The 25,495-nt window shown below is 52.2% G+C and carries 24 protein-coding genes and 1 pseudogene; all 25 read right to left on the minus strand.

Translation table 11 applies throughout. The annotated features are described in order from the left end of the window. Positions 1 to 93: 93 nt before the first annotated feature. Complete coding sequence (locus tag VCJ09_RS13695) at positions 94 to 540, minus strand: REP-associated tyrosine transposase (protein ID WP_324730733.1); 447 nt, start codon at positions 538 to 540, stop codon at positions 94 to 96. Between the two features lie 200 nt (positions 541 to 740). Further along, positions 741 to 2,669, minus strand: a complete 1,929-nt coding sequence (locus VCJ09_RS13700; RefSeq protein ID WP_407693043.1) for a polysaccharide biosynthesis protein — start codon at positions 2,667 to 2,669, stop codon at positions 741 to 743. A 349-nt stretch (positions 2,670 to 3,018) separates the two neighbouring features. Then, positions 3,019 to 3,600: an acetyltransferase gene (locus VCJ09_RS13705; protein WP_324730735.1), complete on the minus strand. Its 582-nt coding sequence runs from the start codon at positions 3,598 to 3,600 to the stop codon at positions 3,019 to 3,021. Continuing rightward, positions 3,597 to 4,631: an MraY family glycosyltransferase gene (locus VCJ09_RS13710; RefSeq protein WP_324734663.1), complete on the minus strand. Its 1,035-nt coding sequence runs from the start codon at positions 4,629 to 4,631 to the stop codon at positions 3,597 to 3,599. The genes VCJ09_RS13705 and VCJ09_RS13710 overlap by 4 nt, the downstream gene beginning before the upstream one ends. 327 nt (positions 4,632 to 4,958) lie before the next feature. Continuing rightward, the gene (locus VCJ09_RS13715; protein WP_324730736.1) at positions 4,959 to 5,213 is read right to left on the minus strand and encodes a Txe/YoeB family addiction module toxin; all 255 of its coding nucleotides are present in this window, start codon (positions 5,211 to 5,213) and stop codon (positions 4,959 to 4,961) included. Positions 5,214 to 5,218: 5 nt separating this feature from the next. Continuing rightward, positions 5,219 to 5,476 (minus strand): type II toxin-antitoxin system prevent-host-death family antitoxin, encoded by a 258-nt coding sequence (locus VCJ09_RS13720; protein WP_324730737.1) that lies wholly within the window; start codon positions 5,474 to 5,476, stop codon positions 5,219 to 5,221. 92 nt (positions 5,477 to 5,568) lie between these two features. After that, positions 5,569 to 6,537 carry a UDP-glucose 4-epimerase family protein gene (locus tag VCJ09_RS13725; RefSeq protein WP_324730738.1) on the minus strand — a complete coding sequence of 323 codons (969 nt, stop codon included), beginning with the start codon at positions 6,535 to 6,537 and terminating at the stop codon, positions 5,569 to 5,571. After that, positions 6,534 to 7,784 carry a glycosyltransferase family 4 protein gene (locus VCJ09_RS13730; RefSeq protein ID WP_324730739.1) on the minus strand — a complete coding sequence of 417 codons (1,251 nt, stop codon included), beginning with the start codon at positions 7,782 to 7,784 and terminating at the stop codon, positions 6,534 to 6,536. The genes VCJ09_RS13725 and VCJ09_RS13730 overlap by 4 nt, the downstream gene beginning before the upstream one ends. 8 nt (positions 7,785 to 7,792) lie before the next feature. Further along, positions 7,793 to 8,926: a non-hydrolyzing UDP-N-acetylglucosamine 2-epimerase gene (gene wecB, locus VCJ09_RS13735; protein WP_324730740.1), complete on the minus strand. Its 1,134-nt coding sequence runs from the start codon at positions 8,924 to 8,926 to the stop codon at positions 7,793 to 7,795. A gap of 23 nt (positions 8,927 to 8,949) precedes the next feature. Further along, positions 8,950 to 10,068 (minus strand): UDP-2-acetamido-2,6-beta-L-arabino-hexul-4-ose reductase, encoded by a 1,119-nt coding sequence (wbjC, locus tag VCJ09_RS13740; protein WP_324730741.1) that lies wholly within the window; start codon positions 10,066 to 10,068, stop codon positions 8,950 to 8,952. 3 nt (positions 10,069 to 10,071) lie between these two features. Continuing rightward, entirely contained in the window at positions 10,072 to 11,106 is a 1,035-nt protein-coding gene (locus tag VCJ09_RS13745) for a polysaccharide biosynthesis protein (RefSeq protein ID WP_324730742.1), read from the minus strand. A 46-nt stretch (positions 11,107 to 11,152) separates the two neighbouring features. Beyond that, complete coding sequence (locus VCJ09_RS13750; RefSeq protein WP_324730743.1) at positions 11,153 to 12,112, minus strand: hypothetical protein; 960 nt, start codon at positions 12,110 to 12,112, stop codon at positions 11,153 to 11,155. Between the two features lies 1 nt (position 12,113). Next, positions 12,114 to 13,379: a glycosyltransferase gene (locus VCJ09_RS13755; protein WP_324730744.1), complete on the minus strand. Its 1,266-nt coding sequence runs from the start codon at positions 13,377 to 13,379 to the stop codon at positions 12,114 to 12,116. 45 nt (positions 13,380 to 13,424) lie between these two features. After that, positions 13,425 to 14,672 carry an O-antigen translocase gene (locus VCJ09_RS13760; RefSeq protein WP_324730745.1) on the minus strand — a complete coding sequence of 416 codons (1,248 nt, stop codon included), beginning with the start codon at positions 14,670 to 14,672 and terminating at the stop codon, positions 13,425 to 13,427. A gap of 47 nt (positions 14,673 to 14,719) precedes the next feature. Further along, positions 14,720 to 15,838: a dTDP-4-amino-4,6-dideoxygalactose transaminase gene (rffA, locus tag VCJ09_RS13765; RefSeq protein ID WP_324730746.1), complete on the minus strand. Its 1,119-nt coding sequence runs from the start codon at positions 15,836 to 15,838 to the stop codon at positions 14,720 to 14,722. Then, positions 15,835 to 16,521 carry a WbqC family protein gene (locus VCJ09_RS13770; RefSeq protein ID WP_324730747.1) on the minus strand — a complete coding sequence of 229 codons (687 nt, stop codon included), beginning with the start codon at positions 16,519 to 16,521 and terminating at the stop codon, positions 15,835 to 15,837. Before VCJ09_RS13770 ends, rffA begins: the two co-directional genes overlap by 4 nt. Beyond that, a complete protein-coding gene (locus VCJ09_RS13775; protein ID WP_324730748.1) occupies positions 16,518 to 17,177 on the minus strand; it encodes an acetyltransferase in 660 nt (219 codons plus the stop codon). The genes VCJ09_RS13770 and VCJ09_RS13775 overlap by 4 nt, the downstream gene beginning before the upstream one ends. Before the next feature lie 86 nt (positions 17,178 to 17,263). Next, positions 17,264 to 17,839 carry a dTDP-4-dehydrorhamnose 3,5-epimerase gene (gene rfbC, locus VCJ09_RS13780; protein WP_324730749.1) on the minus strand — a complete coding sequence of 192 codons (576 nt, stop codon included), beginning with the start codon at positions 17,837 to 17,839 and terminating at the stop codon, positions 17,264 to 17,266. Continuing rightward, entirely contained in the window at positions 17,836 to 18,717 is an 882-nt protein-coding gene (gene rfbA / locus VCJ09_RS13785; protein ID WP_324730750.1) for a glucose-1-phosphate thymidylyltransferase RfbA, read from the minus strand. The genes rfbC and rfbA overlap by 4 nt, the downstream gene beginning before the upstream one ends. A gap of 1 nt (position 18,718) precedes the next feature. Continuing rightward, positions 18,719 to 19,612, minus strand: a pseudogene (gene rfbD, locus VCJ09_RS13790) (dTDP-4-dehydrorhamnose reductase). Continuing rightward, positions 19,609 to 20,703, minus strand: coding sequence for a dTDP-glucose 4,6-dehydratase (rfbB, locus tag VCJ09_RS13795; protein WP_324730751.1), 1,095 nt, complete (start codon positions 20,701 to 20,703; stop codon positions 19,609 to 19,611). The pseudogene rfbD and the gene rfbB overlap by 4 nt, the downstream one beginning before the upstream one ends. A 101-nt stretch (positions 20,704 to 20,804) precedes the next feature. Continuing rightward, the gene (locus tag VCJ09_RS13800) at positions 20,805 to 21,299 is read right to left on the minus strand and encodes a hypothetical protein (RefSeq protein WP_324730752.1); all 495 of its coding nucleotides are present in this window, start codon (positions 21,297 to 21,299) and stop codon (positions 20,805 to 20,807) included. 139 nt (positions 21,300 to 21,438) lie between these two features. Then, positions 21,439 to 21,921: a transcription/translation regulatory transformer protein RfaH gene (gene rfaH / locus VCJ09_RS13805; protein WP_324730753.1), complete on the minus strand. Its 483-nt coding sequence runs from the start codon at positions 21,919 to 21,921 to the stop codon at positions 21,439 to 21,441. A gap of 319 nt (positions 21,922 to 22,240) precedes the next feature. Next, the gene (locus VCJ09_RS13810) at positions 22,241 to 23,743 is read right to left on the minus strand and encodes an MBL fold metallo-hydrolase (RefSeq protein ID WP_324730754.1); all 1,503 of its coding nucleotides are present in this window, start codon (positions 23,741 to 23,743) and stop codon (positions 22,241 to 22,243) included. Positions 23,744 to 24,253: 510 nt separating this feature from the next. Next, positions 24,254 to 25,312, minus strand: coding sequence for an LPS O-antigen chain length determinant protein WzzB (locus VCJ09_RS13815; RefSeq protein ID WP_324730755.1), 1,059 nt, complete (start codon positions 25,310 to 25,312; stop codon positions 24,254 to 24,256). Positions 25,313 to 25,495: the final 183 nt, after the last annotated feature.

Raw genomic sequence — 25,495 nt, forward strand, 5'->3', positions numbered from 1 at the left:
AGGAGGCGCGACCTCGCGGCGACAGCGGACATTGTTCGCCCAACAATCAAAAGCATCGCGCCGGCTCGGCCCTGCCACAAAAACACACTGTCACTACAGCCAAACTGCATCCCAATGCGAATACAGCCCGGCACGCTCCACTAAGCCGGCACGCACAGGATTGGCAACGATGTAACGTGCCACGGCCTGTAAGTCCTCATCTCGGCGCAGGGCCCGATCATGAAAACCATCCTGCCAGACGGATCGCCCCACTCGCTTCCCAGACAAAGATTTTACCCGCCCGATCAAATGCGAAAGTGATCCCTGCTTCAACTCCAGCAGCCAATGCAGATGATCTGGCATGACCACAAACGCCAAGGTCTGATGTGAGCCCCTGGCTTGGTCCTCCCGCATAGTGCCTATCAACATCCGCGCCATATCAAAGTCGTCGAAGAGCGGGAGACGATCGCGAGTTACCGCAGTAACAAGATAGATCCGCCCAACCTCCGACCAACGCCCCGCACGTAGCCGCCGAGACGCGGGTGAACTGTCCTTTAGCATGATGGATTCCTTTCCAAAAACCCAAAACATCGCGCCGAGGTCACGGAGCGCCGCCCGGACCCTCCAACAAAAGCGGCCAGTACCGCGACCCCTTGTAGGAGGCGCGACCTCGCGGCGATGGCGGACAACGTCCGCCCAACAATCAAAAGCATCGCACTGAGATCAGCCCTCCCGCAAAAGCAGCACCGAAAATCCGCTGACTAAGGCTCAACCCGCCGTTGCAGGTGTATCCAATCTACGATCTCACCTTCAGGTGCATAACCGCTCACGGTTTCACGCAACAGTTGGCGCACGCGGTCGTAGTCGTCGCGCTCAACCGCATTGAGCAGATCGGCCAAGACCTTCTTGAAGACCTCCCAAGACAGGCATTCCTCGTTGGCCCTCATGATCATCGGATGATTAGTTGGACTGACGTTATCGCCTATCAACAACTCCTCATACAATTTCTCGCCAGGGCGCAAACCGGTGAACTCGATGGAGATATCACCGTGAGGGTTCTTCTCCGAGCGCACGCTGAGGCCACTGAGATGAATCATCTTCTCCGCCAACTCGACGATTCTCACCGGCTGGCCCATGTCCAGCACGAACACATCGCCGCCCTGCCCCATGGCGCCGGCCTGAATCACCAACTGAGCAGCCTCGGGAATGGTCATGAAATAACGGGTGATATTCGGGTGGGTTACCGTCACTGGGCCACCCCGACGAATCTGATCATGGAACCGTGGAATCACCGAGCCCGAAGAGCCCAAAACGTTGCCGAAACGCACCATGGTGAAACGGGTCGTATTGACTTGATGCACACCATCTTCACTTCTGAACAACACCGGAGCGGGCTCCGCGCTCAAGGCCTGCAGCACCATCTCGGCCAGACGTTTGGTGCTGCCCATCACATTGGTCGGGCGCACGGCTTTATCGGTGGAGATCAGCACGAAGTGCTCAACCCCGGCCTTCACCGCCGCCTGAGCGGTGAAGGTGGAGCCCAGCACATTATTCAACACACCCTCGGCGATGTTGTGCTCAACCATCGGCACATGCTTGTAGGCCGCAGCGTGGTACACAGTATTCACCGCCCAGGTGCGCATCACGTCGAACAAACGCCCGGCATTGCGGATCGAACCCAGGATCGGCACCAAACGCACAGGCAGAGACTCGCGCCGAATGCGTTGCTCCAGCTCGCTGTGAATGCTGTAAAGATTGAATTCGCTGTGCTCGAACAACAACAAGGTCGTCGGCCCTGTGGCTACGATCTGCCGGCACAGTTCCGAGCCAATAGAACCACCCGCGCCGGTCACCATCACCACCTGGCCACGGATGCAACGCTCGAACAACGCCTGCTGCGGTGGCACCGCATCGCGCCCGAGCAGGTCGGCGATGTCCACTTCCTGCACATCATCGACCTTGACCCGACCACTGGCCAGATCCATAAACCCAGGGACACTGCGCACATGCAGTGGATAGTGCTCTAACAGCTCCAAAATCTCGCGACGGCGAACCCGGCTAGCCGAAGGAATCGCCAGCAGAATCTCGTCGGCGCCCGTTTCATCGACCAACTGCTGGATATGCTTGGAGGTGTAGACCCGCAGCCCGGCGATCACCCGGTTGGCAATATTTGAATCGTCATCAATGAAGGCCACCGGTCGCATACCCCGGCCCAACCGCAACGCAGCAACCAACTGGTTGCCAGCCGCGCCAGCACCATATATCGCCACCTTAGGCAAACTGCTATCACGCCCCTTGAGCCAAGTAGGTTTATCCGATGAATACCAGTCGCCCATAAAGTACTGGCGCATGACAAGCCGCAGCCCACCAATCATCACCAGGCTCAACCACCAATAGTTGAACACCATCGAACGGGGAATCAGCTTGGGCGCGCCCTGATGCCAGTACACCGCCAATGCCAGGAGCAAGGCCGACAGCGTGACCGCCTTGCCGATGGCAAGCAGCGCATCGTTGCCGAAATAACGCATCACCGCCCGGTACATACCGAAGCGCACAAATAGCGGAATGGCGATGAGCGGTGCGGAGATGAAAAGCCACGCATGACCATCAAAAGGCTCGATACTCTCCGAATCGCCTAAACGCACGACAAAGGCTAGCCACAGCGCTATCCAGACCAGCACCACGTCCATGGTCACCTGAATCAGTCGTTTATGCCGTCGTGGCAGATTGACCAGACGGCTGCGCAATTTCTCGGCAAGTCTCAACACAACAACACCTCAATCCTTGGAGCATGAAAACCAGCGAGGTAAAGCCCTCCGCCGGGTAAAACCATGACTATTGATCGGAAAGCCTAACAGCGAATGCCTGTCAGCTACATAAGCAAAGCACGCCGCCCCCCTGTAGGAGGCGCGCCCCGCGGCGATGGCGGACACCGTCCGCCCAACAATCAAAAGCATCGCACCGCCATCCACACTAAACAGCATGCAAGGCACATCCAGCGATCAAAGCCAGGTCACATGCCCAAAAAACACTCACGACCTAGTTAGCTAGCAATACCGTACCGGGCGCACATACCATCCCGGCGCCAACCACAACCTGATACCCCGCGCTACACCCTGCCTGTAACCAAGCCCGAGCGCCAACCTGAACCCCGCCGGCCAACTGAACACCGACCCCAAGATGAGCAAAATCGCCAAGACTGGCATCATGATCGACTGTTGCATTGGCATTGACGATAGCTGCCTCGCCAATCGTCGCATCGACGCCCACCATCGCCAGCGCCATTATTGCCGTGCCCGCGCCAATGGTTGCGCTAGGACTCACGCAGGCTCGGGGGTGCACCACCGTTACCAGCGGCAGCCCAGCTGTAAGAATGGCCTTGACGCACTGTTCACGCATGGCGTTATTGCCAATCGCCGCAATGGCTCCTCCTACCTGAACCTCCAGCGCAGCCAACCCCGCTACATTGGTTACCACCGGCCAGCCAAAACTCTCGCTCAGCTCAGGCCAACGGTCATCGGCAAAAGCGATCCGCTGCCATTCGCCACTCAACAGCGCCGCCTCTGCAACCGCCTTACCGTGCCCGCCTGCTCCGACGATCAGTAATGTTCGCCCACTCATGTCCGCTGCTCCAACTCACCAGCATGGTATTTCACCGCCAGGCCCAGCAAAGGCAGATAAGCGATCAACAGCCCCAGCAAACCATCTATCCCGCCAAGACCAACCCAAAGCGCAATAGGTAACAGCCAGAGAAGATTGATGCCACCCACAATAAGAGTCACCGGCAAATGCCGACCGAAGCGGCGCGAAGCATACTGATAGGCATGGCTGCGGTGGGCCTCATAAACTTTGTCACCGCGCAACAGCCGGCGCAGCAAGGTAAAGGTGGCATCAACGATGAACACCCCGAGCAGGATCAACCAACTCCACAGCAACTGCGGCGCCACCCAGGCTGCCTGCAGAGACAATACCCCCAGGGTTATCCCGAGAAAGCCACTGCCCGCATCGCCCATAAAGATGCGTGCCGGCGGGAAGTTCCAGAACAAAAAACCCGCAACCGCAGCCGCCAGCAACATAGGCATAACCCAAGCCGTAAGTTGAGCTGAGCCAGCGAAGCCCAACAGCGCATACAACAATGCACCACCCAGGCACACACAAATGGCTTCGACACTGGCAATCCCGTCGATGCCATCCATGAAGTTATACAGATTCAGCAACCACACCAGATACACCGCGGCCAGCACATGACCAAGCCACCCCAGATGAAAGGTGAAACCGAACAGAACCACCGGCGGCAAGCCACCCAACCAGAACAGCGCCCAGATAGCTGCAGAAAAATGCCCAAGCAAACGCCAGCGCGCGGCGATATGTCCATGATCATCGAGAAAGCCCAACACAGCGATGCCCGCACCAGCACCCAACAACGCCCAAGCCAATGGCCACGCAATAAGGTCCATACCGGCCATCAATGGCAAGACCAGCAGAAAGCTCACCACGATAGCCACGCCACCGCCCCGCGGCGTCGGCACCGAGTGCGAACTACGGGCATTGGGGATATCCATCAGGCTGCGGGCCAGGGCATAGCGACGCAAAACCCAGGTCAAAAAAAACGAAACGCCAGCAATAGCCGGCAACCACCACCAAATTATCATCAAAAATCAACGTCCTGAGTCAGCAAAAAAACCATGTGCCCATTAACTGTGTTGAGTGGCGCATTCGTAGGGTGCTTTTGTAGGGCGGGTTAGCCGCGCAGCTGCGTAACCCGCTAACGGATACGGCGGAAACCAGATTAATCGTCGCAAAAATGGTGGGTTACGCCTGCGGCTAACCCATACGTGAAGGGTTACCCACGCAACACGTAACGGGTACAGAGCCAAAAAGGTCGTATTCCTGTTAAGGGCTGATAGTGATCACTGTAAATGCGAACTCAGCACTACACCGACTTACAACAAAACCGACACAAAAATAGGTTGCCAAAATCAGTAGTGATAGCGGCACTGCACGATCTGTAATGCGCCATCATCAACCGTATAGACCAGCCGGTGCTCCTCGCTGATGCGGCGCGACCAGAAGCCACTCAGGTTGTGCTTGAGCGGCTCAGGCTTGCCTATACCCTCGAACGGGCTGCGCTGAGCATCCTTGATCAGTAGGTTGATTCGTTTGAGTCCGGCCTTGTCGTTCTGTTGAAACCAGAGATAGTCGTCCCACGCCTCGGGCGTGAAGAGAATGTTCACGCCTATCACTCTTCGTCGCTGAGTTGATGCGCCTGTGCCTTACCTGCACGCAGGCTGTTGACCGACGTGATCAGGCGCTGCGCATTGGCCGGCGAGCGGAGCAGATAGGCGGTCTCCTCTAGGGCGTTGTAGTCGGCCAAAGACATCATCACCACCGGTTCACCTTTCTGCCGCGTGACCAGCAGAGGCATCCTGTCGCTATTCACTCGATCCATGGTTTCTGCCAAGTGCTGCCGTGCGGTGGTGTAGTTGATGGCTTGCATGCTGAGCTCCTCATAAGTCGTCTAAAGCGTACACAAACGCGTACATAACCTCAATGACAGCATTACTTGGGCGGCTTATAGCCTACGGCGCATCATTGCATGCGATGCCGCAAAAAATGCTCCGCCGTCTTGCGCAGCGCCTCATCGACGCTGACCGGCGGGGACCAGTTCAATAGTTCACGTGTCTTACTGATGTCGACCTGTAGTGAACCGCACAAGCGCTGGGCAAGAGCCTGCTTGCCCAGCATCGCCGCCCCGGCTTCCAACAACCGACTTGGCACCGGTAACAACCGGGCTGGCTTGCCCAAGGCAACGCCCATTCTGCGCAATAGCTCGGTAGTCGAAAGATCCTCGCCATCGCTAACCAGAAAAGTCTGGTTAGCGGCAGTGGGGTGGTCGATACAGGTCACAATCAGGTCGACCAGATTGTCCAAGGCAACCAGGCTGCGCTGGTTATAAATAGCCCCGAAAGGTAGAGGAACGCCCTTGTGCAGCCAGCGCATCATATTGAGGAAGTTGGCCTTCACACCCGGCCCATAGACCAACGTCGGCCGGATAATCACAACCTCCATCCCGGTTTCGGCTGCAAGCGCACGCAACCCCTGTTCAGCCTCCATCTTGGAAATGCCGTACGGATCCGCAGGCGCTGCCTGACCATCAGCAACGTAAGGCACACCGACAGGAGTGCCCTCACCATTGACCTTGATCGAACTGATAAATATGAAGCGGCCTACACCCGCCTCCGCAGCCTGGCGGGCAAGGTTCAAGGTGCCATCGACGTTGACCTTGCGGAACTCGGCGAGCGGGTCGGAAGACTCATCGTGCATGACGTGAACGCGAGCGGCCGCATGAATCACCACTTCCACGCCGGCCAAAGCAACTTTCCAGTCAGTGGCGCCATTGAGAGCAGTAATAGGTACGTTGATCGCGCCAACAGGCAGTTCCGATATAGGAGTTCTCGAGCACGCCACCACACTAAAACCGTCAGTAGACATGCGTAAAAGCAAGGGATGTCCGACGAATCCTGTACTGCCAGTCAAAAGCACTGTTTTTAGCGTCAATTTCTGCCCCTGAGAGTAGCCTGGTGAAACAAGCCCTCCAAACTCGAAAAGAGCTTTGCTTTAGAAAAATGCTCTTCGTAATAACGTTTACCTGAGGCGCCCCTGGCCTCCCGCTGTGACGGGCTCATTTGCGCCATCTGGCTGACAATTCTGGCAAACCCCTGACGATCTCCCGAGCGACAGGTCAGGCCGGCATCGGCCTCTTCGATGACGCGGGCAGCTTCACCATCGATCATGCCCAGGATCGGCTTACCGGATGCCAAGTAGGCCTGTACCTTGCCGGGGATGGTTTTTTCGAATACTTCGTTGGTCTTTAACGAGACTAGCAGCGCATCGGCTGTTGCGAACAGAGGAGGCATGGCCTCAAGTGGGTGGCGTCCCAGCAAAAACACATTGTCCAACCCTCGCTCGCTGACCTGTTGCTCAAGCCACTCGCTCATCCTACCGTCGCCAACAATAACCCAGCGTATGGCCAACTCGCCGCGCAAGCCCTCGGCCACATCGAGAATGGCGGGAAAGTCCTGCGCTTCCCCCAGGTTTCCGGCGAACAAAACCGTGAAAGATCGAAGGTCACGCTCAATCAGCGGCGACCCCTCCGCCGGCAGGCTAGAAAAGCCATCTTCGGCCCAGCTTGGGAAATACACCAACCGCTCGGGGGGCATTGCGCGCGTGCAGTACTGTGTCACGCTGGCAGTGAATGCTTTCGACTGAAGGAGCAGGTAGTCGGCCCTGTTGTATATCCAAGACACACCTTTGCCAACCAGCGCTAGCAGGCGTGCATTGCCCAATACACCAACCGCCTTTAATGTCTCTGGCCATAAATCAAGCACCCAGATAAATACGGGCACCCTCTTCAACTTGCCAATCACAAGTGCGGGGATAGCCGACATAATCGGCGATACCGCATAGACGAAAATCGCGTCGAATTCTTTTCCGCGCAGTTTCCAACTGCCCAACACTGATCCACTAACGAAGAACGACACGTAGTTCAGGATGAGAGTGATGCTACGTTTGCCACGCGGAACGAACGGTACCCGCACGATCTTTGCACCCCGATACTCAGCGTACTGCTCGGGCGAGCGACGATAATCCTCAAATACGCGTCCTTCCGGATAATTGGGCCAGCCAGTCAAAACAGTGACCTCGTGCCCACGTTGAATCAATCCCTCGGCGAGATCGTTGATGCGCATGTTTTCTGGCCAGAAATACTGGCTGACAATCAGAACCTTCAATTTTTTCTCAGACATGCGAAGGCTCAGTCGTTCCGCTTCCAGACATTGCGCATCACATAATCGCGATAGCTGTGAATGATCCGCACCACTTTTTCAGCAACGTTGGGCATGCTGTAGTCGGCCACCATGCGCAGGCTGCGTTCTTCTCCGCGTGCTTGGCACTCTAGTATCTGCAATCCCTGCATGACTCGCTCGGTTTCCAAGCCGACCATCATCACCGCAGCTTCTTCCATGCCTTCCGGGCGCTCGTGCGCTTCACGGATATTCAATGCAGGGAAGTTGAGGATTGAGGACTCTTCATTGATCGTGCCGCTGTCCGACAACACCGCCTTAGAGGTAAGTTGCAGCTTGTTGTAATCCTTGAAACCCAACGGCTTTAGCAGTCGCACGTTGGCATGGAATACCACGCCCATCGCATCCACACGTTTTTGCGTGCGCGGATGAGTGGAGACAATTACCGGGTAACCGTAATGCGCGGCAACCGTGTTGAGCACATCCACCAGCTTTAGGAAGTTCGTGTCCGAGTCGATGTTCTCTTCTCGGTGACCACTGACCACAAAGAACTTGCCCGCTTCCAAGCCTAAGCGCTCCAACACATCAGAGGCATCAATACCTTCACGGTAATAATTGAGCACCTCAAACATAGGGCTACCGGTCTTGATAATCATGTCTGGCGGCAGGCCTTCGCGCAGCAGATAGTCACGCGCGATGGTGCTGTAGGTCAGGTTGATATCGGCGGTGTGATCGACGATGCGCCGGTTAATCTCTTCCGGTACACGCATGTCGAAACAGCGGTTGCCGGCTTCCATATGGAAGGTCGGAATCTTGCGGCGTTTGGCGGGAATCACAGCCATGCAACTGTTGGTATCACCGAGCACTAACAAGGCTTCAGGCTGCACCTCAGCCAACACGCGATCCACCGCAATAATCACATTGCCGATGGTTTCCGCACCGCTGCTACCGGCAGCATTGAGAAAGTGATCCGGTTTGCGAATACCCAGGTCATCAAAAAAAATCTGATTTAACTCATAATCGTAATTCTGACCGGTATGCACCAACACATGCTCACAGCACTCATCCAGCCTGGCCATTACCCGCGACAGGCGAATGATCTCCGGGCGAGTGCCCACCACTGTGACAATTTTGAGTTTTTTCATTGCAGTTTCCTGTTCGCAGCCGCTCATGCCTCAGTACCCACTACGCGGGTATAGGTATCAGGGTGTTCACGGTCAAAAATCTCATTGGCCCAGAGCATCACGATCATTTCGTCATCGCCGACATTGGTAATGTCATGCGTCCAACCCGGTACGGTTTCGACGATTTCAGGCTTATCACCCTCAGTGAACAGCTCGTAGAACTCGCCGGAAACAATCTGTCGGAAACGGAAACAAGCCTTGCCCTTTATGACCAGAAACTTCTCGGTCTTGGAGTGGTGATAATGCCCGCCACGGGTAATGCCCGGATGCGCAGTAAAGTAAGAAAACTGCCCAGAGTCTTTGCTTTTCAGCATTTCCACGAACACACCACGCTGGTCGCCGTATTTCGGCACTTCGTAAGTAAAACGCTCGGGCGGCAAGTAGCTGAGGTAAGTGGAGTACAAAGCCCTCACCAGCCCAGTACCAACTGGCTCGGAGATCATCGACTTGCGGCTGTCGCGGAAGGTATGGAGCTGTTCGGCCAGTTCGCCAATAGTGATGCTGTATTGCGGATCGACACTGACAAACGGCTCGCCAACCAACAGGCCATCCATGACCGCGATGAAATGACTGACCACATCGTCGATGTAGACGAGATTGATGCGCGCATGGGGATCATTAATCTGGATAGGCAGATCACGGGTGATGTTATGGCAGAAGGTCGCCACCGCAGAGTTGTAATTCGGGCGCGCCCACTTACCAAATACATTGGGCAAACGAAACAGATGCACTGCGGCACCACTGGTACCTGCTAGCTCAAGTAATGCCTCTTCGGCACCGCGTTTGCTGCTGCCATACGGATTATCGAGTTCGGCCTGACTTGATGATGTGTACAGCACAGGAATCTGCCGACCACTGACCTTGATGGCCTCGCACAGCGCGCGTGTCAGATCAGTATTGCCGGTCTGAAACTCAAGCGGATTTTGCGGACGGTTGACTCCTGCAAGGTGAAAAATGAAATCCGTCTGCGCAACAAGACTAGGTAAGCTCGCCAACGAATCTTCACGCGTAAAACGCAACACCTCGACATCCGCACGTTCACTCAAATGCGCAACAAGGTTCTGGCCAACAAAGCCATTAGCGCCAGTGATCAGTACCTTCATCACTCACTCCTCCGTTATTGCGTGCTCGCCACGCTGGATGGCACGCATAAACTCAAGCTTGAGTAGCAGGCGTTGCATACCTTCCACATCCAAGCGTTCGGTGTTATGCGAGTTGTAATCTTCCATGTGCGAAATCTTCTCTTCACCCTGCTCTACAAACTTGCTGTAGTTGAGGTCACGCAGATCCGGCGGCACGCGGAAGTACTCCCCCATATCCTCAGCGCAGGCCATTTCCTCGCGACTGAGTAAGGCCTCATAAAGCTTCTCGCCATGACGAGTGCCAATGACCTGAATCGGGTGCTCGGGCTTGCCGAGCATCGCGGTCAGCGCACGAGCCAGCGTCTCGACCGTAGCGGCGGGGGCCTTCTGTACGAATAAGTCACCGTTATTACCATGTTCAAAGGCGTAGAGCACCAGATCGACTGCATCACCCAGCGTCATCATAAAACGGGTCATGTTCGGGTCGGTAATACTCAGCGCCTTACCGGCACGAATTTGCTCGATAAACAACGGAATCACCGAACCACGCGAAGCCATGACATTGCCGTAACGAGTGCCGCAAATAACCGTCTTAGTTTCATCGACATTACGCGACTTGGCCACCATAACCTTTTCCATCATCGCCTTGGAAATACCCATGGCGTTGATCGGATACACCGCCTTGTCGGTACTCAGGCAAACCACCCGCTTGACGCCATTCTGGATCGCCGCCTCCAGCACGTTATCCGTACCGATCACATTAGTCTTGACGGCCTCCATCGGGTGAAACTCGCAAGAAGGCACCTGTTTGAGCGCCGCCGCATGAAAGATGTAATCCACGCCGCGAGTAGCGTTCAGTACACTCTGATAATCCCGCACATCGCCGATATAAAACTTCAGCTTGGAATTGGCATAGTGTTTACGCATGTCATCCTGCTTCTTCTCGTCACGGCTGAAAATACGAATTTCAGCAATATCGCTGGCGAGGAAGCGTTTGAGCACGGCGTTGCCGAAAGATCCGGTACCGCCAGAAATGAGGAGGATTTTGTTTTTAAACATATTCAATTCCAAGTGTTTTATCTGCAATATTCTTAAGAGAGCGCCTCTATCCTGACGCAGAGAGCGCAAACCCATCACCAAACCGTATTATATTACTCAAAAAAATTACACCCTTTACCGCAAAATATACAGATGAAGAGATAACGGCAAGATTAAGTCCGCGCCGAAAATTAAGGCCATAGTACATAAAAACAAAATAAGAGATTATGGTAACCCTATCTGAACCGACAAAAAAAGCCAATAAAATAATTGGCAAACCCGCCACAAGCGCCTCTGCCCATTTGCCTTTAGCATATATGACCGCAAGCAACGTAAAAAAAACAGGTTTGAAAAGCCCTTGATAACCTCCAGCCAACGCATAATAAAAATAAAACTTGCTCGAAATATGCTCTCTTAAAATAATGAAAATCGCGACCAAAACAAGTAGCGCAATCATTAAAACAAAAAAATCAAACCCAGCCGCCCCTCTTGATAACGACTTTAAAAACATCAAAAAACGAGAAGACTGCGCCGAAACCAGAAGTGAGACAACTTGCACATGCACAAATATAGATCCTATCCAGAAAAAATAGCGAAAAAATCCAAAACAATAAACCCCACACAGAAAAAACAAGATCGAAAATTTAAGGCGCTCTGCGGAGAACAATAAAACAAAAAAATAAAAATTAAAGCATAACAAAACAACGATCCACCGGCTAACACGACTCCTTACAAGCCACAAAAAACCAAGATAAGCAAAGAGAAAATTAACAGTCGAAAAAATAAAATCCTTATCAAAAATAGAAGAAAAAATAAAAACAAAAACAAAATACCCAGGTTCCATAGTCCCCAGAGAATTCATATAAAAATCAAATGCATCAAATAAAGAAAGAGCACTCACACCCTCATAGAATGAGCGATAGCCGAATTGATCACCCCCAGTAAAATATGGAAAAACATAAAGACTTACTAAAAAAAATATAGAAGCAAAAAAAAGCGCCTGGCACGTTGAATTCTTTATGCGCATATCAACCTAAAGTCCCCTGATCTCTGCGATTAGCAAATCTTACATCCACGCCTAACGTATGCTTAACCCCACAACACAGGAAAGAGATTAGTGCCCGAATATTTGAGTAGCCATTAACTTCGCTCGGCCCGACACAAAAATCACGCGAGCCCTGTAGTTGAAATCCATCAACAGTATGAATAACTGAAAAACTGCTCGCTTTCCCCTTGCATTTTATCGCCACATCAAGCCATGCATCTGAATCGTGGAGCAACGTCTTAATCGTATCAAGCATCAGGGAAACCTTCTTTCCCTCTATCATTTCATTATATGAAAAACCTTCAACATCACTAAGAAAGCCATACGTGATAGGTTCGCGAGTAGACTCAATACCTATTAGTGACGGAATGCCAAGTGCCGACGCCTCAACGATTGCAGTCCCACTCCCCACAAAAAGAAAAGCCCCAGCGAGCACATCAGGTAATTCCGAGTAAGGAATTTGTCCTTTAAAAAAGACCGCGTGTTCGATGCCAAGCGATGCCACCAACTCCTTTAAATTTTTCTCAAATGGACCAGCCCCATATATCTCGTAAACAATCGATGGATTCCCCATCAAGAAAAACGGCATGCAATTAATAATATGCATATTATAACTTTTAAAGTTATAAAGATTACCAATCGATACAATCCGACCAGATGAACTATCTCCATAAATCTCACGAGTCATTACAGGCAAATCTATACCAACTGGCACCAATACCGAAGAAGAATAATCGTTATCAAAAAAAACAGAATAAGAAGTCACACAATTTTCATTAAATAAAATTACTGCGTCGGCACCCAACTTCGAAAATATAGCTTTGGCGATGTTGGCGAAGTAATAATTAGCGTCAGAAAACATGAATTCATTTTGGTGGTATATTCCAACTGACATCTTAAGGGAAGTTGACTGCTTCTTGATGAAACGCGCAGCAAAAAGCAAACCAAAAACCCCCATCACATGAACGCAATTATCATAACGATGAAATAGAACCTTAAGAGACTTAAAGTCTAGCGGAAAAAAAACCCCGAGCTGACTACTAAACGTCCAAGAAAATAATGGCCGCTGATAGTCGCCAAGAAAGTAGACATCTGCATACTTCTCAATTTCAAGCAGCAACTTTTTATCCACGTCGTTAATTAAAACAAGAACACCAATCCTCTTATCTCTGCGCAAAAACTCCCGACACAGCCTTAAGATAAACGTAGTGCCCCCATTAAAAGAAAGCGTATTAGCCAAGATCAACATCACCAACCCCCTTTAAATATAAATTCATTTACGCGTCACGAAATTTTAGCGCCTCAAATATACAAAAAAACCAACCACACAAATCAGAAAATATGAAAAGCAAGAAAAAGCATACCCAATCATTACCCCTTTAACATCCGAATAATACTGATAGAAAAAAATTCCGAACAGAATAAATAATACACTCTGAACAATTTCAGCCGCCACATAAAGCTTAGTAGCTGCCTTAGCCACCCCAACAAAGCCAACAACATAAGCCGATATCTTGAAAAAATCGCCAACCAGTTGGTAGACGATCAGGCTTTCAAGCACTACAAAATCCTTGGATAAAAGTAATGGAATAAAAAAATCCCTTCCTACATACAGCGTTACGGCACCGAATATAAACACACCCATCACCAGAAGCATAAAACGAAAAACATGATACTGGATTACCCTCTTATCTTGCTCTGCTGATATGAGCGGCATAAAGTAATAGGCCAAGAACACAGCAAAAAAACTCAGGTACGCACCAGACAACCTTAGAGCTGCCTGCCAGATGCCCGCCTCGGCATAACCACTATTTCGTATCAAAAATTCACGCACAACTATTTCTACCAGCGGAAATGCAAGCGCACTGGTCATCAACATCAAGGTAAACGACGAAAGCCTTTTGAAATCCGACTTATTTATCGCCGAAAAACTTAAATTCGCGAAAAAAGATGACTTCTTGAAATAAAAAATGGCGGGGAATACACAGCAAAATATCACCATCACTATAGCAATTGCAGAACCTGCAATCCCATAGTTCGCAACTACAAACCAAGCGAGAGGCAGCGCTAGTAAACTTCCAACGATCTGTATTTTAGCAAATGTTTTAGTATCTCTTAATCCATTAAAAACACCGGTAACTGTATTGGTAAAAGCAAAGCCCATTTGTGCAACCGCAAGGAGTACGACAAGCCAATAATAATCTGGGGTTCCCAATAGAAAATCAGCAATGTACCCAGAGAAGACCACGCCAACTACCAGAAACACCAACGAGAAGAACAGGGAATAACTAATAACCGCAGAAATAAAATCCTTTAACCTCTGCGGCTGAACGCGATACTCTGCGACATACTTAATTATTCCATTCATCACTCCGCCACCGGCCAGCAGGGAGAGTATGGTTACCGCGCTCATGAAGTGACCCAGCGTACCTAACCCTTCTGGACCTAAGTTAATAGCTATAAGCTTCAATAGAACGAAGCCCACCGCTATTTTAGAAAACTGGGCTATCGTTGTTAATAAAGCGCTGTAGATCGGTCCCACTTACATATATCCAAGATGAAAATTCATACCAACCCCAGATTACCTAGTTAGGACAGTGCCGAAACGGCCTTCGCTATTGAACAGCTGTCCAACCCGAACCACATGGGCAGCCTAACCAAGCGCTCACTTTCTGCAGTTGTATACTTATCTTCACCAACGAAAATACTATGTTTCTTGCCCGCAGGGGATGAGTGCAAGGGCACGTAATGAAATACCGCCTGCACCCCAGCCATCTTGAGCGATTTAATAGCCTGAGCTCTTCGATCAATATCTTTCAGTTTAAGATAAAACATGTGCGCGTTATGGGCGCATTCAACAGGAACATGTGGAAGCTCAACCAGACCTAATCGCTCAAGCGGGAGAAAAGATTGATAATACTCATGCCAGGACTCGCAGCGCGCAGCATTTATCTCTTCGGCTTTTTCAAGTTGGCCCCACAAATACGCAGCCTGCAATTCCGACGGTAAATAACTACTGCCTAGATCCACCCACGTGTATTTATCAACCATACCTCGGAAGAACTGGCTGCGGTTGGTGCCTTTCTCCCGGATTATTTCAGCGCGAGCAACAAAACGCTCATCATTAATAATTAACAGACCGCCCTCGCCAGCACTGGTGTAATTCTTGGTTTCATGGAAGCTGTAAGCCGCCATATGACCAATACTTCCCAGTGGCCTGCCTTTATAAGTGGACATCATCCCCTGGGCGGCATCCTCGATCACAAACAGTTCGTGCCGCGCAGCGATAGTCATAATAGTATCCATTTCGCAGGCGACGCCTGCATAGTGGACAGGAACTATTGCTTTTGTTTGGGGGGTGATCGCAGCCTCGATAAGTTCCTCATCGATATTCATCGTATCCGGGCGAATATCAACAAAAACAATTTTTGCACCACGCAACACAAAAGCATTTGCAGTACTAACAAACGTGTAGCTTGGCATGATAACCTCATCGCCAGGCTGTATATCGATCAATATTGCGGCCATTTCCAGAGCATGAGTACATGATGGCGTGAGCAGTGCTTTCTTGCATGCAAGCCGCTCTTCGAACCAAGCGTGACAACGCTTACTGAATTCGCCATCGCCGGAAATTTTTCCGCTGTGCATGGCGGTGAGTACATATTGATCTTCGTTGCCGGTATAGGGAGGTTTGTTAAATGCGATCACTGGGTAACATGCCTCATGTAATTAGGCGAGCTCATCCCGCAATTGAATAATAAATCGAGAATGGTAACACCGTGGGTAAACTCACCCCAAAGCTGTGGATATTCACTGTATCCCGAGTAATCAAACCAACTCAACTTGATTCCCATATCAGTGAATACGCGCTCTTCAATGTAATCTTTGGCCGCAGGGCCTGAGATGTACTCCGTACCTCCTGCTTGACGGCAAAGATCGACAAGTCTCTCGATTTTCCCGTCAACAAGAGTGTAATCCCATGAGTTACTTATCACGGTCTTGATACCAAGATAACTGCAGACAACCTCGATAAATTGACGATTCATTTGAGATAAATTAGCGTAAGACTGCGCCATGTATAGAGGCTCTAACCATACCGCTATCTCATCAAAATGTGGCGCTCGGCGATAGTTACTTTCTAAAGACTTCCAATGCTTTACTTGCCACCTAGAATCAAGGGCCACATCCCGTATGCGTCGACTGATATCTTTACCAACAGGCACTGTTAGCCACTGCGTCCCTTGCGGTGTCTTTATTTGGTTGCGGTTGCGCCAGTCATTTTTGGTGAACTGCATATCGTCGTAGAGAATAAACTCATCCACGGCGGCGATCATGTCGAAATATCCCTTCCATGGAATGTAGTTAGACTGAACTATGGCGACTTTTTTCATTTTATCTTTATTCCTTCTTCTACATGAAGCGCAACTTCCTTTGCCGGAACCCCAATATTTCTAGAGAAGCTATTGGTATTTGAGGTAACCAAAGAACAAGCACCTACAAGACTTTCGTCAGCCACTGTTATATTTTGAATAATTGTAGAATTGAACCCCAGAAAACAATTATTTCCTATAAATGAAAAACCACCTACAGTTGAGCCAGCCGCAATAAATGAATGATCGCCAACGACCACATCATGACAAATAACTGAAGAAGACCAAATAATATTATTACTTCCAATTATCACGAACGGCTCGACTTGAACACCCTGGAAAATTACATTATTATCCCCCATAAAAACTCCAGACTCAACTACAGCCCGACTACTGATATAATTAGGCATTTTGTACATTTTACTTTTCGCTTTTTTATACATAGACACTCTGCTTCTCATACTAGAGTATCCTACAGCAACAAACATCTCGCATCTCTCTGGAGGATAGTATTTTTCAACCTCTTCAAAAGAAACAACTGGGACTCCATCAATGAAAGCGCTTGAAATGTATTCACTATCCAAGCAATAAGAGACAACCTTATAATCCGAATAACTTTCGAAATAACGTCTCATAAGCCTTGAGAAATCTCCGCCACCATAAATGATAAGCTCCATCGAAAAGCCTCCAAAATTATTTACTAATCAAATAATGACAATGGCTGCAAGCCATTACTCGCAAAGTAAAAATTATATAGTAACAATTAACAAATTCTACGAATTCGCGCCTCATATTTCACTAAAAAAGGCGCCGTCCGATCCTTGTCATTAATGATCAATTGCTCCATTTTCGGCCATTGGATACCCAATTCAGGATCACCCCAACGAATCGCCGCCTCGCACCTCTTTGAATAGTAATCCGTGGATTTATAATGAAAATGTGTATTTTCATCCAGCGCGACAAACCCATGAGCAAAGCCCTCTGGAATCCAGAGCATCTTGTGATTAGTCGCACTTAGCTCAATGCCCACATACTGACCGAAGGTTACCGAACCTTGCCGAATATCCACACTCACATCAAAGGCAGCGCCCTCGGTAACGCGCACCAACTTACCTTGAGCATGCGGCGGTAGTTGATAGTGCAGACCGCGCAACACCCCCTTTTTCGAACAGGAGTGATTGTCTTGCACAAAAGGACGCGGCACCGGCAAGCCAAGCTTTTGTAACTCGTCATGAAAGCGTTTCTCGTTGAAGCTCTCCATAAACCAGCCGCGTTCGTCGGTGAATACCGCCGGCTCGATAATGACCACATCGGGAATGCTGGTCTGGATCAGCTTCATGACGGGACATCCTGCAATAGATTGAGCAGGTATTGACCATAGCTGGTCTTCTTCAGGCGCTCGGCTTGTTCACGTACTTGAGCCGCGCTAAGCCAGCCGTTATGGAAACCGATCTCTTCCAAACAAGCGACTTTGAGGCCTTGGCGGTGCTCAATGGTGTGCACAAATTGCCCCGCTTCCAGCAACGATTCGTGGGTGCCGGTATCCAGCCAGGCAAAGCCACGGCCGAGCATTTCCACATTGAGACTTTGCTCTTCGAGGTAGAAGCGGTTTACATCGGTAATTTCCAGCTCGCCACGGGCGGAGGGCTGGATGCCTTTGGCAACCTCAATCACTCGGTTGTCGTAGAAGTACAGCCCAGTCACGGCATAGTTGGACTTGGGCTTTGCCGGCTTCTCTTCGATGCTGATGGCGCGACCTTGACTGTCGAACTCAACCACGCCGAAGCGTTCGGGGTCCGCCACGTGATAGCCGAATACCGTGGCACCATGCTCGCGCTGAGTGGCCGCACGCAGGTTATCGGAGAAATGCTGGCCGTAAAATATGTTATCGCCAAGCACTAAGCACACGGAAGAGTCGCCGATGAACTCGGCACCAATAATAAAGGCCTGCGCCAAACCATCCGGTGTCGGTTGCTCGGCGTAACTTAGTTGAATACCAAACTGACTGCCGTCGCCCAACAACTTGCGAAAGTTCGGCAGGTCTTCTGGCGTGGAGATGATCAGCACTTCGCGAATGCCCGCGAGCATCAGGACCGACAACGGGTAGTAAATCATCGGCTTGTCGTAGATCGGCAGTAGTTGCTTGGAAACCCCCAGGGTGATCGGGTGCAGGCGAGAACCGGAACCGCCTGCGAGAATAATGCCTTTGCGATTCATCTCAATATCCTTGTGTTTCTATGAGCATGCGCGTCACGCCGCTTTGCCATTCAGGCAACTGCAGGCCGAAAGTATCATGCAGTTTGCGGCAATCGAGTCGTGAGTTGAGGGGGCGCTGGGCTGGGGTCGAGTAATCGCTGGTCGCAATCGCACCGATATGCTGCACCGCCAGTTCTGCTCCGGCATTACGCGCGTGGTCGATCACGAAGCGAGCATAGTCATACTAGGAAGCCTCGCCTGCGGCGGCCAGGTGGTAAAGGCCGCTGACCTCAGGCTTGCGCTTGCTGGCTTGTAGTGCGTGGGCGGTGATGTCGGCGATCAACTCTGCACCAGTGTGGGCGCCGATCTGGTCATCGATGATCTTCAGCTGTTCGCGCTCGGCGGCCAACCGGAGCATGGTCTTAGCGAAGTTGTTGCCACGCGCGGCGTAAACCCAGCTGGTACGAAAGATCAAGTGTTTGCAGCCGCTACTCTGGATAGCTTGCTCGCCCTCCAGCTTGGTTTGCCCATAGATATTCAGTGGGTTGGTTTGCTGGTCTTCTTGCCAGGGTTGCTGGCCGCTGCCGTCGAACACGTAGTCGGTGGAGTAGTGCACCAGCCAGCCGCCCAGTTTGGCCATGGTGTCGGCCAACACCTGCGGCGCCTCGGCATTGATGCGCCTCGCCAGGGCAGGCTCGCTTTCGGCCTTGTCGACGGCGGTATAGGCGGCGGCATTGACGACGATATCCGGCTTGAGGTCGCACAGCGTTTGCTCAAGGTCAGCCAGATCGCCGAGATTACCAACCAGGCCCGCTCCCCCGGCACGATCCAGAGCAATCACCTGCCCCAACGGCTGCAAGGAGCGCTGCAGCTCCCAGCCAACTTGGCCATTCTTGCCAAGCAGGAGAATTTTCATGCAGTCGTCGTCCTTGAGCGGTAATTCTTGTCCAGCCATTGTTGGTAGGAGCCACTTTTCACATGGGCGACCCATTCAGGATTGTACAGGTACCACTCAACTGTCTTGCGGATACCCGACTCGAAGGTTTCTTCCGGGGTCCAGCCGAGTTCGCGCTGGATTTTGCTAGCATCTATGGCATAGCGCAAGTCGTGGCCAGGGCGATCCTGCACGTAGGAGATGAGGTCTTTGTAGCTGGACAGATGTTTGACGAATGAATTGGCCCCTACAGGACGGAGTTCATCGAGGAGGTCACAGAGGGTGTGGACGACTTCGATGTTCTGCTTCTCGTTGTGACCGCCGATATTGTAGGTCTCCCCTACTTGGCCTTCGGTCACTACTTTATAGAGCGCGCGGGCGTGGTCTTCGACATAGAGCCAGTCACGAATCTGGTTGCCCTTGCCGTACACCGGCAATCGCTTGCCTTCCAGTGCATTAAGGATAACCAATGGAATCAACTTCTCGGGGAAGTGATACGGCCCGTAGTTGTTCGAGCAGTTGGTTATCAGGATAGGCAAGCCATAAGTGCGCAACCAGGCGCGCACTAGATGATCCGAGCTGGCCTTGCTGGCGGAGTAAGGCGAACTGGGTGCGTAAGGCGTGGTTTCAACGAACAAGTCATCGGTGCCTTCCAAGTCGCCATACACTTCATCGGTCGAAATGTGATGAAAGCGGAAAGACGCTTTACGTACTGCAGCCAAGCCTTGCCAGTATTGGCGCGTAGCCTCCAGCAGGGTATAGGTGCCGACTATATTGGTTTCGATAAAAGCCGCTGGGCCATCAATGGAGCGATCCACATGGGATTCGGCAGCCAGGTGCATGACCGCATCCGGTTGGTGTTCACGCAACACGCGGTCAAGTTCGCTGCGGTCGCAGATGTCCACTTTTTCGAACACGTAGCGCTCGCTATCGCTGACTTCGGCCAGGGACTCGGGATTGCCGGCATAGGTGAGCTTGTCCAGATTCACCACACTGTCGGCGGTATTGTGGATGATGTGCCGAATGACTGCAGATCCGATAAAGCCGGCGCCGCCTGTAACGAGGATTTTCATGCGTTGTTCACAATCCATCTAGGTGGGAAATTAAGCTGCCCAAGTGTGGCTAGCCTTCGGTAACTCAACGTCCTAAGTTTTAATCGCCGGCCAGGAGAGCCTCAATCACCTTCACTTGCTTGGCCACAAGAGCGGGATTGGCGCAGGATTCTATATGTAAGTCGCAACAACGGCTCGGCATTCGACGCGCACAGACTCATGCACCAATCAGCGAACTCCAGACTGATGCCATCGGTGGTATTCACTTTCGGGTTTTGCTCGGCATAGTACTCCTGCTCCGCCTCGATCACGGCCGTGGCATCGTTGACGGCGTAGTTGATCTCGCCGCTGCATGGGGCGGCGGCCATGCGCTCGCCGACCAGTTGCGAAAGCGACTTGCCCTGAGTGCTGATCAACTCGGCGACCAGCAGCCATAAGAACGAGAGCTCTAAAAACTCAAAGCATCGCGCCGGGTCGGCCCTCCTACAAAGGCCTTTGGTACCGCCAATTCCTTGAGGGAGTGACTTCGGCTGCGATTGCAGACAACGTCTGCCCAAAAAATCAAAAGGCATCGCGCTGGGGCACGGAACGCCGCCCGGACCCTCCTTCACGTGCATGCGCGAGTGGAGGTTTGATCTGCATCAGACACGCTACCGCCCCAGGATTTACCGTTGGTTTCCTGAGAACGTCGCAAGCTTTAACTTTTACTGGCATAGCCAGGGTGTAGCCTTGACCTCGGCCGCTGCCGAGACAAATTCAGTTCTTGATGATGCTCACCAGCGGCATGCTGATCTGTTGCTGGCGGTTGAGCATATTGAGCAGCAGTATCACGCGTTGCTCGCCATCCATTGTTACGAAGACGGCGTCCAGCTCGGCAAAGCTGCCTTCGGTAATGCGTACGCTATCCCCTGCCTCGAGGCCCAGTTTAACAGGCGCTGCAGTGCGTTGCTGCAGGTGCGTAATCAGGCTGTTATCAAGCCGCAGCGGCATGCTGCCGAAACCCACTATGCGGTTGACCCCTCGAGTCGAGCGCAGGGGTGCCCAGTTGGCATCGGCAGCCAGCTGAATGAACAGGTAACCAGGAAACAGCGATTCGGCGATGATTTGCCGACGGTTACGCACGATCCGCTCGCAGCTGTGCTGCGGCCGATAGCAGGTGTAGCCCTGGCGTAGCAGGTTCTCTTCTGCTCGCTCATCCTGGCGGGGCTTGCAGTACACGAGGTACCAGGCCGGAGCCATACCTGCAATGCCTATGGGATTCGTAGCGCTTACATTCATATGGGTAACAAGCGAATCGGCGCAGCATTTGCAGACCGACAGTTCACTCCTGTTTGCAGCTGGCCTGGTTGAGCCGGTTGTAGAATTCGTTTTAGCCTAGCCAGCCGTTGGGATGGATAGGAAGGTTTTTGGGCTGTTGAGGCCACATTTATCTGTGTCGTCAGGTGCCGGTTATGTGGCGACCTGTTGGATCGCCAGCAAGCTGGCTCCTACAAAAACGGGTGTTTTATGGCTTACCGCTTGCCCCACATCCATGTGGGTCACAAGCTGGCTCCTACAGTCAGGCATCGTTGGTGCCACTGGGGATTAATAGCTCCAGGTTCCGCTGCGCCTGCCTGTAGAGCGCCTTGAGGCGTTCGCCGAGTTCGTGCTTGGCTCCGGTTTCGCCATGGACGATGCGCACCTGGCTGGGCCAGATACGCATGCGTGTCACGAAACCCAGCAGACCTTTCTGATCTGCGTGGGCTGAATAGCCGCCTATGGTATTGATTTTGGCGCCAATGTTGTAGCGCTCGCCGTCTAAATCCACGTAACCACCGCGTTCACCATACATCTGGATGGCTCGACCGGGTGTGCCTTGCGCCTGGTAACCGATGAAGAGTACGTCATGCCGCGGGTCATGGAGCATGGCTTTCAGGTAATTAACGATTCGACCGCTGCTGCACATACCGCTCCCGGCGATGACGATGGCCGGACGAGCGGTTGTCGTCAGGTGGCGCACCATGGCCAGATGGGCCTGGTGGCTGTCGACGGTCAGCAGTTGCTCAAAGCCCAGCGGATTGCGACCTTGCTTGACGCGCTGCAACGCCTCGTTGTCCCAGAAGGGCTTTAACTCACGGTAAACCTGGGTGAAGCGGCTGGCCAGGGGCGAGTCGAGAATGATAGGCAACGCGGGCCAATCGATCTCGGCTTGGTCCGCACTGCTGGCCTTACCCCTCCCCCCAAGAGCGGTAGAGGGATTTTCGCTCGCCCGCGAGGCATTGAGTTTTTTGCGGTGGATGATGTCTTCCAGTTCGTAAAGCAACTCCTGGGTGCGGCCGATGCTGAACGCGGGGATCAGAACCGTGCCGTTGTCGGCCAGGGCTTGTTCGATGACGCGTTCCAGGCGTTGGCGGCGGGTGCGGCGGTCTTCGTGCAGGCGGTCGCCGTAGGTGCTCTCGATCACCAGGATGTCAGCGCGATACGGCGGTTTGGGTGCAGGCAATAGCGGCGCATGCGGCGCGCCCAGGTCGCCGGAGAAGACGATGCGTTTCTTTTCGCTGGACTGGGGGTAATGCAGATCGATTTCCACATAGGCTGATCCGAGGATATGTCCGGCGCGCTGCAGGCGAATGCGGCAGATCAGGTTCTCCGTGTCTTGCAGAGTGAACCAGGTCTTGTAGGGCAAGGCGATGATGCGCTGCTCGATCAACTTGATGTAGCGCTCGACCTGCTTTTGATCACGGCTGAAACCGAGCTTGAAGGCATCCTCCAGCACGATGGGCAGCAGTTTGGCCGAGGGCTCACTGCAAAGTATCGGCCCCTTGAAACCGGCGACCAGCAGGTAGGGAATGCGCCCGACGTGGTCGATATGCACGTGGGTGGCGACCAATGCCTTGATCGTATCCAGAGGGAACTCGATGGCCAGGCGATCGGCAGCGGAGTTGCCTTCGGCCGAGGTTTCTGCGCCCTGGAACAGGCCACAGTCGATCAACAGGCTGTGCTGTGCGTCCATCAGCAGTTGGTGACAGGAGCCGGTCACGCCGTCTTTGGCGCCATGGTGCAGGATATCGGGGTAGTCCATGTTATTGATCCGTGTTAGTCCATTAACGATGGTCGGTGGATGGTACATTGCCGGCTGCAGTCCATTGCTTATCTTTGCAGTCTTGGTGCGCGGGGCGCACCCTACAAGTACAAATGTTCGATCAATAGATACCAGCGTGAAAGTACCTATTAAAAAGCTATGTACCCGTGATGTGTTGCAAGGTCTTGCGTAGGGCGGGTTAGCCGAAGGCGTAACCCGCCACCCGGTCGTTAGGCCGGCAATGGTGCGGTCTTACAGCATCAATGGTGGGTTACGGCGCGGCAAGAGCCTGTGCAGATAGCGGCGATTGGCGTCCGCACCTAACCCACCCTACAAAAGCGGCGCCCAACACATAATGGGTGCATAGCCTATTAAAAGGCGATGCCCAAGTCATACCTGCACGACAAGAACCCTTGGCGAACGCAGAGCATGGATGCAATCATTCCTCAGCTATTCTGCACCTTGGTCTTCAGCCGCGAATATCCACGGCTTTCCGGCGGCCACTACGCATCAGGCCTTGGCGGAGCGTTTTCTTAGCATCAGGCGAATCAACGCGATAAATACGCCCAGCATGCCGCCCAGCACCACACCCAACGCCACGATCAGGGGCTTTTTCGGCTTTATGGGCTGATCCGGTACTTCGATCTCCCCGTCTTGGCGGAAGACAGCAACATTGCTCGGATCAAGACTGACACCCGCGAATAACTGATATCGCGCGTCCAGGTCACGCAACACTGGAATGAACGGATCGTCAGATGTGCGAGCCAGCAGCACTTGCATTTCTGCACGTAGTGCTTTGGCACCACGCATATACATCAAGCTGCCATCCATAAAAGCGGAAAGCTCGCTGTCATTCGAACCTAGCCCAGTGATAACGGGAGGGTTATCAAGGCCTATCGCCTCTGCCACCGTCAATGCCTCTTGCAATTGCTTTGTGCGGTCATCTCTGCGAGCTTTGGCACTGGTGCGCTCTGATTTGATTCGCTGCTCGATATTGCGGGCCTGCACCGCAAGTTCGCGCTCAGAGTTCTGAAGCATTTCATCCAATGATCGTTCGGCCACCTGATCGATATAAGATTTAGCCCAAGTCGACGCTAGTTCAGGATTGTAGTGCTCGACAACAATGGAATAGCGGTCAGGCTGATTTTTATCCAGCGCCTTGACGCTGAATGCCCCATTGAACGCCTTGTAAAGACCATCCTGAGAGCCAGAGCGTTGTGCTTTATCCAGGGACGGCAAATAGATTTCCCTGAAAAATTGACGACGAGACTTCTCAGACTGCAGATTACGAGTAAAAACTGCATATACAGCGCTAACCAAAAATGGCTTCAAGCCACTCTCACCCGTTCGTCCCAGGCTGAAGCCAGCAATGTCGCTGAGAGAAGGTGGCAGTACAGCGGCATGCGCCTCATAAACCGGCTTGCTGAAAAAGGCATACGACGCAGCACCCGCAGCGAATACCACGGTAACCAGGACTATCAACCATTTTTGCGTCCACAGGCCGTAGAGCAGCTCAACAAGATCGATTTCATCATCATTAGTTTGGCGCGGGGATGTTTGTTCGATCACTGTAGGTCCATCTTCTGTCAAAAATTCGATTACTCAAACGCAATGCCACTCGCATAGCAGAGGGTTTCGCAAGGAGCGCATTCTGCCAGCAACGCCATACAATACAAGCCCCCTACCGACCAGTCGCTTGACTCAATCGAGGGTATCGACTGTTCCCGCATACCTCCACTGACGAACCGGCGG

The organism is Pseudomonas paeninsulae (assembly GCF_035621475.1).
GTDB classification, from domain to species: domain Bacteria; phylum Pseudomonadota; class Gammaproteobacteria; order Pseudomonadales; family Pseudomonadaceae; genus Aquipseudomonas; species Aquipseudomonas paeninsulae.

Bases quoted from the DNA above. Each gene is read 5' to 3' on its own strand.
- VCJ09_RS13695 (WP_324730733.1), bottom strand. From the start codon at position 540: ATGCTAAAGGACAGTTCACCCGCGTCTCGGCGGCTACGTGCGGGGCGT.
- VCJ09_RS13700 (WP_407693043.1), bottom strand. From the start codon at position 2,669: ATGGACGTGGTGCTGGTCTGGATAGCGCTGTGGCTAGCCTTTGTCGTG.
- VCJ09_RS13705 (WP_324730735.1), bottom strand. From the start codon at position 3,600: ATGAGTGGGCGAACATTACTGATCGTCGGAGCAGGCGGGCACGGTAAG.
- VCJ09_RS13710 (WP_324734663.1), bottom strand. From the start codon at position 4,631: ATGATAATTTGGTGGTGGTTGCCGGCTATTGCTGGCGTTTCGTTTTTT.
- VCJ09_RS13720 (WP_324730737.1), bottom strand. From the start codon at position 5,476: ATGCAAGCCATCAACTACACCACCGCACGGCAGCACTTGGCAGAAACC.
- VCJ09_RS13730 (WP_324730739.1), bottom strand. From the start codon at position 7,784: ATGTCTGAGAAAAAATTGAAGGTTCTGATTGTCAGCCAGTATTTCTGG.
- wecB (WP_324730740.1), bottom strand. From the start codon at position 8,926: ATGAAAAAACTCAAAATTGTCACAGTGGTGGGCACTCGCCCGGAGATC.
- wbjC (WP_324730741.1), bottom strand. From the start codon at position 10,068: ATGAAGGTACTGATCACTGGCGCTAATGGCTTTGTTGGCCAGAACCTT.
- VCJ09_RS13745 (WP_324730742.1), bottom strand. From the start codon at position 11,106: ATGTTTAAAAACAAAATCCTCCTCATTTCTGGCGGTACCGGATCTTTC.
- VCJ09_RS13750 (WP_324730743.1), bottom strand. From the start codon at position 12,112: ATGCGCATAAAGAATTCAACGTGCCAGGCGCTTTTTTTTGCTTCTATA.
- VCJ09_RS13755 (WP_324730744.1), bottom strand. From the start codon at position 13,379: ATGTTGATCTTGGCTAATACGCTTTCTTTTAATGGGGGCACTACGTTT.
- VCJ09_RS13770 (WP_324730747.1), bottom strand. From the start codon at position 16,521: ATGAAAAAAGTCGCCATAGTTCAGTCTAACTACATTCCATGGAAGGGA.
- VCJ09_RS13775 (WP_324730748.1), bottom strand. From the start codon at position 17,177: ATGGAGCTTATCATTTATGGTGGCGGAGATTTCTCAAGGCTTATGAGA.
- rfbC (WP_324730749.1), bottom strand. From the start codon at position 17,839: ATGAAGCTGATCCAGACCAGCATTCCCGATGTGGTCATTATCGAGCCG.
- rfbA (WP_324730750.1), bottom strand. From the start codon at position 18,717: ATGAATCGCAAAGGCATTATTCTCGCAGGCGGTTCCGGTTCTCGCCTG.
- rfbB (WP_324730751.1), bottom strand. From the start codon at position 20,703: ATGAAAATCCTCGTTACAGGCGGCGCCGGCTTTATCGGATCTGCAGTC.
- VCJ09_RS13800 (WP_324730752.1), bottom strand. From the start codon at position 21,299: ATGCACGTGAAGGAGGGTCCGGGCGGCGTTCCGTGCCCCAGCGCGATG.
- rfaH (WP_324730753.1), bottom strand. From the start codon at position 21,921: ATGGCTCCGGCCTGGTACCTCGTGTACTGCAAGCCCCGCCAGGATGAG.
- VCJ09_RS13810 (WP_324730754.1), bottom strand. From the start codon at position 23,743: ATGGACTACCCCGATATCCTGCACCATGGCGCCAAAGACGGCGTGACC.